This is a genomic window from Leptospira noguchii serovar Panama str. CZ214 (genome assembly GCF_000306255.2).
Classification (GTDB): Bacteria; Spirochaetota; Leptospiria; order Leptospirales; family Leptospiraceae; genus Leptospira; species Leptospira noguchii.
Genome location: NZ_AKWY02000034.1, coordinates 184,545 through 199,288, shown reverse-complemented (window position 1 = coordinate 199,288; position 14,744 = coordinate 184,545). Strand labels below are relative to the sequence as shown.

The 14,744-nt window shown below is 35.7% G+C and carries 14 protein-coding genes and 1 pseudogene; all 15 read right to left on the bottom strand.

The features are described from left to right. Position 1: 1 nt before the first annotated feature. Positions 2 to 1,780 (bottom strand): ABC transporter ATP-binding protein, encoded by a 1,779-nt coding sequence (locus tag LEP1GSC059_RS18210; RefSeq protein WP_020981137.1) that lies wholly within the window; start codon positions 1,778 to 1,780, stop codon positions 2 to 4. A 286-nt stretch (positions 1,781 to 2,066) separates the two neighbouring features. Next, complete coding sequence (locus LEP1GSC059_RS18205) at positions 2,067 to 2,261, bottom strand: hypothetical protein (protein ID WP_017214703.1); 195 nt, start codon at positions 2,259 to 2,261, stop codon at positions 2,067 to 2,069. A gap of 108 nt (positions 2,262 to 2,369) precedes the next feature. Then, complete coding sequence (locus LEP1GSC059_RS18200) at positions 2,370 to 2,873, bottom strand: CatB-related O-acetyltransferase (RefSeq protein ID WP_235592100.1); 504 nt, start codon at positions 2,871 to 2,873, stop codon at positions 2,370 to 2,372. 193 nt (positions 2,874 to 3,066) lie between these two features. Continuing rightward, entirely contained in the window at positions 3,067 to 3,768 is a 702-nt protein-coding gene (locus LEP1GSC059_RS18195) for an acetyltransferase (protein ID WP_017214701.1), read from the bottom strand. Next, positions 3,761 to 4,846, bottom strand: coding sequence for a DegT/DnrJ/EryC1/StrS aminotransferase family protein (locus tag LEP1GSC059_RS18190; RefSeq protein ID WP_017214700.1), 1,086 nt, complete (start codon positions 4,844 to 4,846; stop codon positions 3,761 to 3,763). The genes LEP1GSC059_RS18195 and LEP1GSC059_RS18190 overlap by 8 nt, the downstream gene beginning before the upstream one ends. Before the next feature lies 1 nt (position 4,847). Next, the gene (locus LEP1GSC059_RS18185) at positions 4,848 to 6,098 is read right to left on the bottom strand and encodes a class I SAM-dependent methyltransferase (protein ID WP_017214699.1); all 1,251 of its coding nucleotides are present in this window, start codon (positions 6,096 to 6,098) and stop codon (positions 4,848 to 4,850) included. Positions 6,099 to 6,100: 2 nt separating this feature from the next. Then, positions 6,101 to 6,625 carry a WbuC family cupin fold metalloprotein gene (locus LEP1GSC059_RS18180; RefSeq protein ID WP_017214698.1) on the bottom strand — a complete coding sequence of 175 codons (525 nt, stop codon included), beginning with the start codon at positions 6,623 to 6,625 and terminating at the stop codon, positions 6,101 to 6,103. Next, the gene (locus LEP1GSC059_RS18175) at positions 6,622 to 7,833 is read right to left on the bottom strand and encodes a methyltransferase domain-containing protein (protein WP_020981225.1); all 1,212 of its coding nucleotides are present in this window, start codon (positions 7,831 to 7,833) and stop codon (positions 6,622 to 6,624) included. Before LEP1GSC059_RS18175 ends, LEP1GSC059_RS18180 begins: the two co-directional genes overlap by 4 nt. Continuing rightward, positions 7,830 to 8,714: an NAD-dependent epimerase/dehydratase family protein gene (locus LEP1GSC059_RS18170; protein ID WP_017214696.1), complete on the bottom strand. Its 885-nt coding sequence runs from the start codon at positions 8,712 to 8,714 to the stop codon at positions 7,830 to 7,832. The genes LEP1GSC059_RS18175 and LEP1GSC059_RS18170 overlap by 4 nt, the downstream gene beginning before the upstream one ends. After that, a complete protein-coding gene (locus tag LEP1GSC059_RS18165; protein WP_020981272.1) occupies positions 8,707 to 9,417 on the bottom strand; it encodes a class I SAM-dependent methyltransferase in 711 nt (236 codons plus the stop codon). Before LEP1GSC059_RS18165 ends, LEP1GSC059_RS18170 begins: the two co-directional genes overlap by 8 nt. Before the next feature lie 23 nt (positions 9,418 to 9,440). Next, positions 9,441 to 10,874: a TIGR04372 family glycosyltransferase gene (locus LEP1GSC059_RS23790; protein WP_020981249.1), complete on the bottom strand. Its 1,434-nt coding sequence runs from the start codon at positions 10,872 to 10,874 to the stop codon at positions 9,441 to 9,443. Between the two features lie 253 nt (positions 10,875 to 11,127). Then, a pseudogene (locus tag LEP1GSC059_RS18155) lies at positions 11,128 to 11,555 on the bottom strand (NUDIX hydrolase). 364 nt (positions 11,556 to 11,919) lie between these two features. Continuing rightward, positions 11,920 to 13,020 carry a Gfo/Idh/MocA family oxidoreductase gene (locus tag LEP1GSC059_RS18150; RefSeq protein WP_017214692.1) on the bottom strand — a complete coding sequence of 367 codons (1,101 nt, stop codon included), beginning with the start codon at positions 13,018 to 13,020 and terminating at the stop codon, positions 11,920 to 11,922. An 18-nt stretch (positions 13,021 to 13,038) separates the two neighbouring features. Then, positions 13,039 to 13,728, bottom strand: a complete 690-nt coding sequence (locus tag LEP1GSC059_RS18145) for a class I SAM-dependent methyltransferase (protein ID WP_017214691.1) — start codon at positions 13,726 to 13,728, stop codon at positions 13,039 to 13,041. 35 nt (positions 13,729 to 13,763) lie between these two features. After that, the gene (locus LEP1GSC059_RS18140; protein ID WP_020981159.1) at positions 13,764 to 14,738 is read right to left on the bottom strand and encodes a glycosyltransferase family 2 protein; all 975 of its coding nucleotides are present in this window, start codon (positions 14,736 to 14,738) and stop codon (positions 13,764 to 13,766) included. Between the last annotated feature and the right edge of the window lie 6 nt (positions 14,739 to 14,744).

The following is a 14,744-nucleotide window of genomic DNA, read 5'->3' as shown; positions in this document are numbered from 1 at the left end:
TTTATATTTTATCAAATTCAAACAATTCATTATAAGTTCCAATTCTGGCGATTTTACCCGATTTCAATTCAATGATCCAGTCACAATTACGAACCGTCGTCAATCTATGTGCAATCAAAAGGATTGTTAAATCTTTCCCCAAGTTGTCAATTGCTTCCATAACGGCATTTTCGGTTTCACTATCTAACGCGCTTGTGGCCTCATCAAATACAATCACAGATGCATTTTTATACAACGCTCTAGCAATACCGATTCTTTGTCTTTGTCCTCCAGAAAGGCGAATTCCCCTTTCTCCAACAAATGTATAATAACCTTCTTTTAAGGAAGTGATATGCTCATCGATTTGAGCTTGTTTAGCGGCAAGTTTTATTTTATCAAAATCAATGTTATCTAAACTCGTACCAAAAGCAATATTCTCGGCGATTGTCGCATCGGATAAAAATATACTTTGCGGAACATGTGCAATATTCATTTGCCATGTCCTCATCGTTTTAGCGTTTATATTTTTTCCATCCACGTTAAGACTACCGATAGTGGGCTCCAACAATGCCATCACAATATCCAAAAAAGTACTTTTACCACTTCCCGTGTTTCCGACAATTCCGATTCGTTTACCTTTTGGAATCTCAATGTTTAAATCTTTTAAGACCCACGGACCATCGGAAGAATATTGAAAAGACAAGTTCTTAACTTCGATCTTATCAGAAAAAACTATAGGTTCGGTTACGGATTGGTTCAAATACACAGGCAAGGGCTGATCGAGTAAATTTAAAACATCCCATAGAGTGGCTTGTCCTCCCTTTATGTTAACCCAGGCATTATAAGATTGCTGAAGAATCGGTAATAAGCGTTGCGCACCTAAAGCTAAAGAACCTAGAATTGGTAGAGCCGATGTAATTCCTCCGAATGATTTAGAAAGAAAGTAGGCAAATCCTACCATCATAACCATGCCCATTGATTCCATAATATACCTGGGACTTCCAGCTATGAAACCGCTTTCGGCATACGCCTTTCTTAGTTTGTGATCGGATATTTGATAGATGTTACAGTAGATATCCTGACTTCCATCCAAAAGTACGTCTCGGATTCCGCCCAAACCTTCTTGCAACGATTTGTATACCTGCGTATATTCGAGTGTGACAATTTTTCCGTTCTTTTCGACTCTCTTCTTAACCACAACTGAAATCAAAGCATACAAGAACCCAAATCCTGCAAAGGCCGAAATGGAGATCACGGGATCGAACAAAACCAATGTCGATAGTATGGAAATGCTCATAATTGACGAGTTGATTAACGTAACAATGGGAAGTATGATCTTACCAACTAATGAATTAGTCTTCGCTGTAATTCCGCTAATAACTTCGCTACTATTTCTTGCAACATGAACCCTATAAGGTTGATATAATGTTCTTTTATAAATATCTATACTTAAATCCGCGCCTGAAGCATACGACAGTCTAGTACTTACCCAAAGAAGAAGTAATCGCATGAGCATAGAAATAAAAACTGCAACGATAAAAAATACAGTAAGTAAAAAGATAAATTGTTCCGTATTTTTGATGTCTATTAGTTTAACCACAAACTGGGGAATAGGCATTTTAAATAATAGCTCAGGTGAAGTTAAGACCGTTAGAAAAGGAACTAAAGTCCCTATACTAACTACCTCAGTAAACGCCGTGAAAACAACGAGAAACATTAAAAAAAAGTATTGTTTACGCCTTTTAGGCGTAAATTTATTCCATAATCGAAAAATAAGATTTGTTAAATTATTTGAGTTCATGCGTGAAAAAATACGAAAATGTATTGGCTGTCAGCAATCCTATTTTTTACAAGAAGCCTGGTATCAATAGATCTCTGCAAATAATCGAAAATCGATTTTTTTTCTAAGAACCGAATCTGTAACTCGATCATCGGATCCGCTTGGATTACTTGAGAGATTGATCCGCTAAAACTTAGAATTGTTAGATCATCGAGGCATTCAGAAATTTCTCGTGCGGTTTATTCCGAGTAAATACATCGAATGATTCTAACATAGAACTTGATAAAGCACGATTGCCCTTTCCGAATTATCCGAGGTCCGAGTCGATGATCCAAAATCCCTTTGATTTTCTTGTATCTTTCCCATATCGAAAATTGCCGGGCAAAAGCTCACATCCAAAATGATACGCGATTTCCTCTTGAATCGTTCGTTTGAACAGAGATTTCGTGGATTGTATTAAAAGATCTTCTTCAATAATTAACTCTTCGGAGTTCTTTGCCAAGAGTTCGTAAAAAATTCTTCAATTCTTAAGTTTGCTTATATTGTTTTTTCATTGTTAGTTGATTCTTTCACAAATCATTTACACAATCAAGATAGCGACCGAACAGATTCAAAAAATTTTATTTTTCTTTCTTTCTTCAATGATTTCTAATGCCTTAGAAATATCGGAAAAAGGAACACCGGAAAGTTCCGTCATGCTTAACTTCCACCATTCACTTTCCTCGATCCGATCGATTATCTCTTGGGAAAACCTCTTCCGAATCGGTTTCGCAGGATTACCCGCAACGATAGAGAATGGTTCTACGTCTTTCGTTACAATAGCTCCTGCTCCAACAATAGATCCGTTTCCTATTTTTACACCTTTGATAACAACCGCGTTATCTCCAATCCATACATCGTTACCTATTATCGTTCGAACACTTCTCATTTTAAAATAGATTTCCGGATCTTCTTTATAGGCGGTTTCGCCGTACGATGCAGTAGTATCACGATATCCAATCTCATGAGAAGTTAAAAAATCAATCGGATGTGAGAAGGCCCCAATCGAAACTCTAGCGGCAAATGTGCAATAGTTACCTACATTCGAATCGGCAAGATATGAAAAAAAACTCATTGCCACATATCGACCAATTTCACTCCGATTTATACAACTACAAAGTCCTAAGAAATCATTTCCTTTCAAGGAAGAATTCATTATCTTTGAGAAGAGAGCTAACTTTATGTTGCTTTCTAAATTCATCTCATTCTCTTTGTCGTTAAAGATATATTCTATATTCATAAATAACTGCAGTAATCAAAAGGTTTTCCTACTTTTGAAAAAGTTTATTTAAATTCCTTCCGGGAACACCTACAATTTTAGAATTCAAATCTACATCTTGAATCACAACTGTACCAGCCCCAAGAATTGATTTTTGGCCAATTTTAATTCGATTAATTATAACGGCTCTTGTGTGAATAGTGCAGAATTCCTCGATTAAGACGTTACCTGCTATAGCCACCCCTGGATCAATGGTTACGGATTTTTCGATTTTACAATGATGATCAATTTGAGTACCGATATTAATAATTACTCCATCATCAATTTCTGCCCGATATCCTATTGTGCAGTTTGCGTGAATAATAATATTTTTTCCTAAAATACACTCGTTCAATAATAGAGAAGACGGATGAATCGCATTGATCAATTCTAAACCTATATCTTTTGCTTTTTGAATTTCAATCCACCTTTGCAATGAATCAGGAATTGTCACAAGAGCCTTGGTAATTCCTTTTTGAATTAAAAACTCAGGCCAGTGAGGGTCACAAACGAGAGGAACACCTTTAAATTTTCCGTCTTCTGGATAGTCAAACCGAGAAACATGCCTTTTCACCTTTCGAATTTCGGGTAGCTGATTCTCCGGATGAATAAAATAAGCCACCCGTCCAAGACCTGCCTCTTCAAACCATGAATGAATTTGACCTGCGGATCCTTCATGCCAGCCAACAAATGCAACTTCATTTTCAGCCATAAATATTTTTGATTGTCTCGATTACTCTTTTTACGTTTTTAATTTCTTGTGTAGGGCCACTTGGAAGATAGATTCCATTTAATCCATATTTTCGTGAATTAGGAAAATCTCTATTATTCTGTGGAAAATAAGAAGCTTTATCTAAATCAGGATAAAAAGGACGAGAATCAATTTCGACTTCCGCTAATCGCCCTATAAGATTTTCTCTGTCCTGAACTACATATTCGGTATATATCGGCACCTCACCGGATTCAATGCATACTTTTATCGGTGAGATCGGCGTATCTTTCAATCCAATTAGATATGTATTATATATTTCCTTTAAGTATTCGATTCTCTCAGGCAAACGTTTAAGCTGTTCAATTCCTATAGAAGCAAGAATATCTGTAAATCTAAAGTTAAATCCCGGCATTATCCATGCTTTAGGATCTTTTACATTCTCAACACCATGAGTTCGAATAGACTTCAATTTATAAGCTAAATCAGGATTATTTGTAACCGCAAAACCGCCTTGTCCGGTAGCTATCGCTTTTGCAACGGAAAGCGAAAAACATCCTATGTCCGATTGAGTTCCAAGATATCCGGAAGAATTTTTGGAACCGATCGCCTGCGCCGCATCTTCTATTACAAATAAATTATGCTTTTTTGCAATCGTGTTCAACTGTTGCATTACAACAGATCGTCCGTTCATATGAACCGGCATAATTGCTTTTGTTTTTGTTGTAATACATTCTTCTATTTTAGAGACATCTAATATAGGTCGATCTTCTTCCACATCTACTAATACTACTTTTGCTCCGAGCAAATATGGAGCATGAGCCGTAGCAATCCATGTACGATTAGGAACAATTACTTCATCTTCTGGTTTTATTCCAATCGCCATTAAAGAAAGGAGTAAAGCCGTACTTCCACTAGATGTGGCTACTACATACTTAACCCCTAAATATTCTGCAATTTTTTCTTCAAACTCTACTGTAACCTTACCCTGGCTTATGTTTTGATTCCGAAAGGATTCAATAATTCGATTGATTTCTTCTTCACCGAAAGAAGTTCGCCACCAAGGAATGGAATGATCCATATTATTCAGACCCTAATATACTCAATTCCGGAAGTGGAATTAGGAATTTTCCACCATTCTTTAAAAATGCTGCATGTCTTTCTATAATGCTTTTCTGATGCTGCCATGCCAATACAATAACAATATCCGGTTTATCCTCATATAATTTTTCGGAGGGAAAAACTGGGATATGATATCCCGGAGAATAAAGTCCGTGCTTTAACTGATTATCATCCACAATATACTCGAGAAATGGTTCAAGCTCAAAATGATAAGTCAAAGTTGTTGTACTATGGGAAGCGCCGATTCCAACGATTCGTTTTCCCTGAGATTTCAGTTCATTCAGTTTTTCTAAAACTTCTTTCTTTGCAGAATCCAATGTAAAATAAAATTTTTCATAAACCGCATTATCCCTCATACCAAACTTATGTTCTTCATTTATCAAATTAGTTACTGACGAATCTTTTTTTCGTGAACCGACTTTCAATTGCCCTATGGCGCGAATAGATCCTCCTTTTGGTAGAGTCTTAGTAACCTGGATGAGATCGAGATTACACATTGAAAAAATATTCTTCAGTACCTCAACGGTAAAATAGGAAAAATGTTCATGATAAACATAATCAAACATTTTTATTTTCATTTGCTCAGGATGATACCCTGTTTGAACAACAAAAATACCATCTTGAGTTAACAATTTTGAAACCGATTTAGTAAAACTAATTAGGTCATCTACGTTCGCATACATATAATTAGCCGTAACCACACTCGCAGGTCCGTGCTCTTTCACAATTTTCTCAGCGACCGCATCCGTAAAAAAATCATTAATCGTAGGAATACCAGAATTACAGGCTTGAATTGATATTGCACGAGCCGGCTCTACACCCACAACTTTCATGCCTATTTTTTTAAATGAAGCCAACATAGATCCATCATTACTACCCAAATCCACAACTAATGAATTTTCAGGAATATTATACGTTGTAGCAATTTCTTTAGCATATTCATCATAATGATCCCTTAAACCTACGGTTACTCCGCTGACATAAACATAATCAGCGTAGCTGATTTCAGGACTTACTATATGAGGCAAATGTAAATACCCGCATGACTCACATAGAGCGAGTTCAAGCGGATAGGTCGGCTGAGAAAGTTTACTTTGTTCTCGATTTACAAATTGATCCTCAAGAGGCGTATCTTTAAACTTAATGACAGTTGTAATCTTGCCTGAACAAATCCGACACTGTTTATCCTGTCTTAGAACCTGCTTTTCCATAGTTACTTTTCCTTAATTTGCGATTCAATTTCAGTGATAAATTTTTCTACTTCTGGATCATTTTCTTTCGGAGCCCAATCCGGAAAAAATGTTTGTTCTCTAAGAAAAGGTCCTTCTGTGCTTTCATGAAAAACTAAAAATTCAGATCGAATGAATAAAGAATGATAAATTGGAGTAGACATTCTGTAATAGAATAGTTTCCCAGAATTCATATCCCCCATTCTAATTACTTTTAGAATTGTTCCATTTTCATTAAAGAGCACAACATCAACTTCCCCTTCTATAATTGCCATCGATTCTGCTTTCTCGAGATGTTTATGCGGACGAACGTAACATTCTTTTGTATGGATAATAAACATTTCGTGCAAACGATCATTGGAAGTTTTATGAGCGCAGAGCCGAACCCTTTGACGAGGGTTTAAAAGGGCTAATTTTTTTAGATCTTCTAAATCTTCTTTGTCTATGACGACTATATCTTCTTTAGGATACAACACTTCGTCGTTTTCTTTATGTATCGATATTTTCATAGGACTAATAAGTCTTTATCTCCCCCCGGGAAGATAGAAGCAAATGTTCCGCCATTGCTAATAAACTTTTCATGATTTTTAATCACTTTGGGTTGATTTTGTGGATTCAAACTTAAAAGACAAAATCTAATGTCCTTCGTATAAAGAACCTCGGATCCAACGATTTCAAGATCATTAATAGGCATTAGTAAACCTTTTTTATTTTGGTTATCGTCAATTACATAATCAATCAAATCGGCTATATCGGCTATAGACAAGAAAGCGATTGAAAGATGACCTGCACCAAACATCGCAATGGAACCTTTTTCTTTTTTTATTTTTTCGAGTTTTTCCCGAATTATTTTTTTTCTATGATTTAGATTTTCAACAAAACTATATGCCCGTTTGATTTCTTTCTCTAATTCGTTGGAATCTACTGAAATTGGATTAAATTGTTTAGATAGCTTAACAATGGCTACGAGTGAATTCTCAAGTAAATATGGTACCGATTCAAAATGTACGATTTCAAATCCCGATGATAGAAGTAAATTTTTAAAAGTAGAACTCGTAAAATAAAAAACATGTTCTTCCCAAATCGTAGTCCAATCTCCCATTTCTAAAGCTCTTTCACAATCTGGCAATTCCCAAACTATATACCCATTTTCATGAATCAAGTTCTTTGCCGCATCTAAAAACTCAAGTAGCTTATAAGAATGTTCGACAACATGACGAATAATGAATATATCAGCCATCCCATATTTTTTTTTCATTGCATTCGTAGTATTCATAGTAAACGAAAACTGGTATGTTTCTACATTTGCACATTTATCGTATACGCCTAAGTCTAACTCCGGATCGATTCTCCAAGTATTTCGGTATCCTTTATTTCTTAAACGATCCAGTGTGGAATCATCTTTAAAGCTATAAGCTCCAAATTTAGAATTTTGATTTATACCCGGCAGATTAATCATAGTATTCACCATATCATCTAGATGGGCTTCGGGTTCGAAACAAGTTAGCCAATCGTATTGTGGCTTCATTTCTTCGATTGGAAAAGGCTCGGCTAAATGAATTAAACCTGAGTCTTTAGAAAGTCTAAGTTTTAATGGAAAATTTGGCGCCTTGCTAGAACGATCAGGCGCTAAAAATCGATTTGAAACCGGTTGAAGCCCAAAATCTATCAGCAATTCACCTGATGTTTCTAGGTTGTTAAATTGAGATGGATTCATTTTGACACATCACCTATATGATTCATTAATTTAGATAAGCCGTTTCGTAATGAAGTAAATTTGAAATCTGACGGTAGAATAGATTTTATTTTTTGTGGATTAAATGCGTTATCCGCTTTTTGTTTACTTCTCTCACGAATATTAACAACGAGGTCTGGAATCACTTCCTTCAAGATAGAAATAATATCTGCAAAACAATATTTTTCTCCACTTACTAAGTTAAGTTCCCCTTCAAAATTTGTATCAATCAAATAGGAAACAATCCGGCAAACGTCTTCAATGTAAATGAATTCTCTTAATTCAGTTCCATCTCCCCAAAGTGTGATGGGGTTCCCTTCCTTTGCCGAGGCGGAAAAGCCGGATGGCCCATATGTTTTAGCTTGATCACCAGGTCCATAAATAAGTGGAGGACGAAGAGATACTAGGGAAGTTCTTTTATTACTGATACATGTTTTCACCAAAAGGCGTTCGGACGTATATTTGTTGATCCCGTAAAAAGATGTGGGATTAACTTGCGTATTTTCACTGATATTTGTGTTTTCAGTTTCTTCTCCATAAACAGCAGCAGAACTAAAATAAATAAGACGTTGTATCGGATTGGATTCAAGAAGTTTGCAAACATTTTCCACTATCGTAGTATTCTGATGAAAGGCGTCTAACGTATCTCCAAATTGACGTTTAACCGCTGCTGCAAGCACAAGACAGGTATCAGGTGTAAAATGTAAAGCAAGTTGAGATGCGCTATTAAAATCGGTTAGATCTATATCAGGTAAGGAACAACCGATTACTTCCTTATTACCTAATTTTGATAAACTTTTCTCTAAACTGGAACCAATGAATCCCGAATGGCCGAGAATGATAACTTTTTCGATCTTATCCATTGTGGATCGGTGTTATTTTTTTATTACCCGTTGCCAATATAAAGATATAATGACTCATTGGAGAAAACCCTGTATGCAATACCTCATCGTTCATCCCAAATAAAAAAGTATGTTCAAAATACTTACTTAGTAATTTTTTCAGATCTTTTCCGGTTTTACAATTGATATGTCCCTCTTTACTTAACGGAGAGGCATATGTCTGCGATTCCAAAGACGGTGCACCGCAAATAAACGCACCTCCAGGCTTAATAGAACTGCAAATATTTTGTAAATAAATTTCTTCTTTTTCATTAGGAATGTGTTCGATAACATCCAAAGAAAAGGCGGCATCGAATAATCCGCCAACTTGATAGGGACCATCTAAAATATCATGAACGGCTAACGTAACATTAGTCCAATCAGGATCTAAATTTCTCTTTCCTTCTTCAATGAAAAGCGGATCAAAATCTAATGCATGCAGTTCGCCAACTTCCGGATGGAGAAGACGACTTGCAAACGCGTCTCCGCAACCAACTTCGAGAACGCGATTATAACCGGAAAGCATCTTTGCTGCAAATTTATGTCGAGCAAGCGTAAAAACCAAAACCTTAGGATCGATTCTCCACATACTGCTGGAGCGATAGCTCATTTTAATAGGACCCTTTTCTTTTTGCATTTCTACTAAAATTTTGTACTGACTCTCTTTCGTTTCCGAGCTTCCCATAGGTCTCTCTTCCTTCATTGTTCTCAAATTAATCCTTTTTTAAAGGAGTTCTTAATAAATTCCCTACCGATTCTACCTAGATCTCCGTAACCGCTATATTTTCGATACAATTCGTTTAATTTTTCTTGCATTTTCTCATCTTCCCCGGAATAGGAAACGTTATCCGACAAACGCTCAAGCATCTCAGTCACGACGTCGTTTAATTCTTCGGGCGAATTCTCCACAATCTTGACGCCCTTCTTTTCGTATCCGTGAGATGTAAATATTCTTCCTAAGTCAGTAGACAAAATTTCTTCGAAAGACGCATAACGATTTTCATTTTTTAACCAGAGATGTTTAGGAATAAAAAGACAATTACTAGCGTGTGGACGACCCGAAATAGGCATGAAATTTGTCATAATCGTCGGCACCCCGAAAAGAATCGGATTTAAAATTGGTCCGGAGGACACTCCAACAAAAAATCGACATTGTGAAAAAAGAAAAATGTCCATTCGATTTGATCGGATATCGCTATACGCGTAATCAAAGACGCCTTCCATAGGAGGAATTTTTTTCATCTTTGGGTCACCCACTCGTATCACAAATCCCCCAGCACTTACGATAGACTGAATGGCGAGTTTATAATTATCTATATCTGCATTACGATAACCATCAAAATCGTCTTTTGCTAAGTGCGATCCTAACTTGTAACCTGCGTCTCGAACATGGAGACTTACAAACCAAGTATCTCTAGATATTCCGACTTTAGCAAGCTGATCCCATCCGAAATTTTTATCTTCCGTGGTAAGTTCGAATAAGGGTTTTCGTCCTTCTTTCTCCCATTCTTTCTGAACAACGTATTTTGCATGTTCTATATAAATCGGGTTATCGTTTATAATTGCTGTAAAAGCAAAATCTTCTTGTAAATAGTTTTTAAACGGCTTTAAAGTTTCTATGGCAAAATCATCATTTACCACGGTAATGTATTTCTTCCAATAAGAAAGCATAACCGGATTCGCCACTGTATCCATAGATTTCAGGAATAATAAAATTTTAGTGTTTGGATGAAGACCTAACATTCTGGCCTTAACATGCGTGTCCAAATATCCGTGCACATTATAGTTGCTAAAGAGATTATCCGATGAAATAGAAATATTCAGAGAATCAAGTTGATGTTTCTTCGCAAACATAGTCTGCACATCTAGAAATTCCCGCATCGTACTTTGTATACCTTGAATATTATGACTAATTAAATATGATGCGTAAACCGATATTCTCCATCTAAGAATACATTCTGGATGGATTTTAAAATATCGATCAAAGTAAGATAGAAATTCTTTCGATACTTTCATAGGATCATATTTTCGATTTCGTTTCAGCAAAATTAGAATATTTTCATAGGCCCATTCTGTTTTTGGAAAAAAAACAAGAATAGCTTGATAGATCCTTTTCATCACCGGATCAATGATGCGAATCATTAAAGATTTTATTTTCCTTACAATATGTAATGGAATTTTTAAAATTATGGCCAACCATCTCGGAAATATTTTCTTTATTTTTTCTATGTTAAATGCCATAATGATGAGGATAAAAATATATTTGGTAACCGAATATATGCAAAATATGAATTATGAAATTGAATTCGAAATATTATAAATGACTTACAAACAGCAGATTGCATCCTGCATTTATACAGAATCGAATCACATCGCGCAAGTGAGATGAGAAAATTTATACGGAGGGGAATACCGTATTTAAAAAATTTTCAATCTTGGAAATATTCCCCATAACACCCGGAACGAGAGGAAGGCTATGATTTAATTCTCTAACAAAAAACCAATTCATAGCCATACCTTCATTCAATACAAAGCCCTCATAATTTACATTACAATAAACAGACAAACAATGGTTAATCGCTGGCATTTCCCCTCGCCATTCCCACTGAAATAATTCTTCCCCGATGATGCCCGGCATACAACCAAGTTCCTCATGTAGTTCACGTTCTAAAGCCTCTTTCAAACTTTCACCCGCGCCTCGACCTGTCCGCCGAAAAAAGTCCAATGCCCTTGAAACGTAATACCAGGCGTATAATCACGTTGTTGGAGTAGGATACGAGAATCGTTCCGATATATAAGTGCTTTAACTGCATGCCGTGTCATGAACGCAATCAATTCCGTGTATAGAAATATTAAATCCTCTTATTTTTAATCTGCTCCCCACCATTTCGAATTTGTCCTGTTTCGAGTCCAACCGAAGTTCCGAATATTTTATGAGTTCTTAGATCACAAATGTTTTCTTAAAATATTCTTTATATGCTTAATCTATTTCGAAATAGCTCACTTTGATTCTCGTGTTTTGAGCTTCTTCTGATTTCACTTTCACCACGTTTTATAGTATTTTTGCATCCTTTTTCAGGGAAGACTAAATAGATCATTTCTCTTATATAATGATCTGAAATTGTTTCAAAATAATTTAAGATATAAATGTTTTGTTTTTAGATTTCTTCTAATTCTAAAAATTAATCTACGGTGATCCGATTACAAATTTGAGAAAGGATTCTTTCCAATTATTCCGAGTAAGAACAGAATCATAAAAAATCTCATCTATTGCATATTTCAAATCTTTATGATTCTGTTTTTTCCCGGATCGATTACTAAGCCATTTAACAAGTTCGCTACGATAACTTCGAAATGCCATATCACTGAATCGACAAGCCTCAAGACCGAGACTTGGATCAAGACGATGGTCCTTGCTTTCACCGTTTGTTGCTATTTCAAAAAAACTTTCTAACATAGCCCTCAAGGGACCTGATTTTTGACCCCAATACGGATCGCCTACTTCACTCAAATCTCCGTAACGAATCAATCCAGGTTCATTTGAAAAATCGAGGGTAATAAGACCATTTTTCATCGTATCAACTTCAAGTATCCGGAGTCGTTCATTTGAATTACGTTCAAGAAGTATTATATAAGATGTAAGCCCCGCTAGTCCGCGAATTGTAACTCTACTTCCACCGTTTTCAACGATGCTATCCTTAATACTTATTTCTTCATCAGTTAAAGATCTCATAATACCGAGAATATGCGGAATTATATCGTGAATGAGCGATATGGAAGAATCATAATGTTTAACTTCACCATAACGTTCTTCATTTATAGGATCGGACCACACAATTTTAATTTGTTTAAATGGAGAATTAGTTCGAACAATTTGTGCATAGTTATTAAGATAATTCGCATATAATAACACATGAGCACAGTATAAATTCGCTCCATTCAAAGAGGCGAGGTTCAGTAAAAACTCTGCGTCTGCTTGATTCGTAGCGAGCGGCTTTTCAACTAGAGTAGGAATTCCAGCAAGTAAAGAAGACACAGCCGCAGCAAAATGATTCCTTGCGGCATTTGCAATTATAACAGCATAAATTGAATCCCTATAATCCGGCCAAGTATTATAAACCGTAATTTGTGTGATTTGTTTTTCTTTAACCCAAGATTTTAGACCATCCGCATTCTCTAACGAATGCATAGAAATCATGTAGTTTTCCGGAAGAAATTCACAAAGAACACCCGCTATCGTCCGTGCCCAACGACCCCCTCCGACAATAGCTATTTTTTTCCGATCCATATGATCCTTTATTTTAGATTATTCTAATTTTCGCGCCGAAGCAATATACTGAGCTCCAAAAGGTATCCAAGAAAAAAGTCTATCTATTTTTCGAAAAAATGCGTGATCAAAGGGCATAAATAGAGTATATCGAACCTTAGTCCTATCCGCTCCCGCATTTCTGAATATTTTTTTCGACTTCCAAGCTGTTAGGAGATTTGCATCTCGATCTAATTCAATGTTTTTCACGATATATAAAGTAGCCGGATTTAAAGGATTATGCTCAATAATTAAAATTTTTCCTCCGACACGAACAACTCTCAACATTTCTTGCACGAACTTATTCCATTGTAATTTAGGTACATGGTGCATAACGCAAATTGCATAAACACAATCAAATGTATTATTTTGAAAGGGGAGAACATTGCCGTCGTAAGTATCGTAAATTACATTTGGATTTCTTTCCTTCGCAAGTTTAAGAGATTCAGCGGAAATATCAACGCCGTGTAATTCATTCACCATTTCACTAATCTGGCTATGGCCAAGTCCGATTCCGCAGCCGATATCCAAAACTTTTAAGGTCTCTAAATTTCCTATTTCACTAAAACTATCTCGAAGAAGACGAATCTTATCCTGGACAAAAAAATCATGATTTTTTCCGACAATGCCGGTGTATTTTTCGATTTCCGCCTGATAGTGTTCAGTATTCGAATCAAAAATGTTCGTCATAATTTTAAGTTCTCGCTAGAAAGAAAATATATCATTTAAAATTTCCTAATTACTTTTTCTTCAAAATTTTTATCGATATTTATTGAGCTTTCAATCACCACTAAAGGTCGGTTCTGTAATTGAATATAAATTCTTCCAAGATATTTACCGATAATAGCCAAGAAAATCGCATTTAAACTAATACTAAACAACAATAATAACACTATCGTTGCAAAGCCGCTCGGCCACGAACTACCGAAAAAAATTGCAGCTATAAAATAATAAGAACCCAACGCTATCATTGTAAGAGCGATTATGGAACTTATATATCCTGCCAAACGCAAAGGCAAAAGCGACATAGAAAATATTCCATCGATTGCTAGACCTAAAAGTTTTCTAATCGGAAATTTACTCTTCCCAAATTTACGTTCAAATCGATCATATTCAACCCCAATTTCGTTAACCGAAAAGGCTGATACCAAACCTCTTATATAAGGTTGATTTTCATTAAGCAAAATGATTTTATTAAGAACTGTCCTATCTATAAGCCGAAAATCTCCTGCATCTCTACTAATTTTTTCTTCCGAAACCTTAAGTATAAACGCATAAAAGATACGCCGAGCCCACGTTAGTAGAAAATTTTCGATTCTACGTCTGCGGATTCCAACCACGACGTCGTGTCCTTGCTTCCAAAATTTTAAAAAAGTGGAGATCATTTCAGGTGGATCCTGAAGGTCGCAGTCAATTTGAATAACCGCATCACCGTTTGTAGCTCGGTAGCCCATTAATAAAGAGCTTTGAAATCCATAATTTCGATTAAATCTTAAAACTTTAATATTAGAATCAATAGCGGCTATTTCTTTTAAACATTCAAAAGTCGAATCCTGGCTATGGTTATCAGTGAATATAATTTCAAAATCATATTGTTTTTCATTTAAGATAACTTTTTGTATGGCATCGTAAACAATACGAACATTGTCCTCTTCATTATAAACGGGAATTACAATCGATACTAGTTTTTTTTTTCTCATATATTT

Excerpts from the sequence above, each read along its gene's own strand:
- LEP1GSC059_RS18210 (WP_020981137.1), bottom strand. The coding sequence starts at position 1,780 with ATGAACTCAAATAATTTAACAAATCTTATTTTTCGATTATGGAATAAA.
- LEP1GSC059_RS18200 (WP_235592100.1), bottom strand. The coding sequence starts at position 2,873 with ATGAGTTTTTTTTCATATCTTGCCGATTCGAATGTAGGTAACTATTGC.
- LEP1GSC059_RS18195 (WP_017214701.1), bottom strand. The coding sequence starts at position 3,768 with ATGGCTGAAAATGAAGTTGCATTTGTTGGCTGGCATGAAGGATCCGCA.
- LEP1GSC059_RS18190 (WP_017214700.1), bottom strand. The coding sequence starts at position 4,846 with ATGGATCATTCCATTCCTTGGTGGCGAACTTCTTTCGGTGAAGAAGAA.
- LEP1GSC059_RS18185 (WP_017214699.1), bottom strand. The coding sequence starts at position 6,098 with ATGGAAAAGCAGGTTCTAAGACAGGATAAACAGTGTCGGATTTGTTCA.
- LEP1GSC059_RS18180 (WP_017214698.1), bottom strand. The coding sequence starts at position 6,625 with ATGAAAATATCGATACATAAAGAAAACGACGAAGTGTTGTATCCTAAA.
- LEP1GSC059_RS18175 (WP_020981225.1), bottom strand. The coding sequence starts at position 7,833 with ATGAATCCATCTCAATTTAACAACCTAGAAACATCAGGTGAATTGCTG.
- LEP1GSC059_RS18170 (WP_017214696.1), bottom strand. The coding sequence starts at position 8,714 with ATGGATAAGATCGAAAAAGTTATCATTCTCGGCCATTCGGGATTCATT.
- LEP1GSC059_RS18165 (WP_020981272.1), bottom strand. The coding sequence starts at position 9,417 with ATGGGAAGCTCGGAAACGAAAGAGAGTCAGTACAAAATTTTAGTAGAA.
- LEP1GSC059_RS23790 (WP_020981249.1), bottom strand. The coding sequence starts at position 10,874 with ATGATTCGCATCATTGATCCGGTGATGAAAAGGATCTATCAAGCTATT.
- LEP1GSC059_RS18150 (WP_017214692.1), bottom strand. The coding sequence starts at position 13,020 with ATGGATCGGAAAAAAATAGCTATTGTCGGAGGGGGTCGTTGGGCACGG.
- LEP1GSC059_RS18145 (WP_017214691.1), bottom strand. The coding sequence starts at position 13,728 with ATGACGAACATTTTTGATTCGAATACTGAACACTATCAGGCGGAAATC.
- LEP1GSC059_RS18140 (WP_020981159.1), bottom strand. The coding sequence starts at position 14,738 with ATGAGAAAAAAAAAACTAGTATCGATTGTAATTCCCGTTTATAATGAA.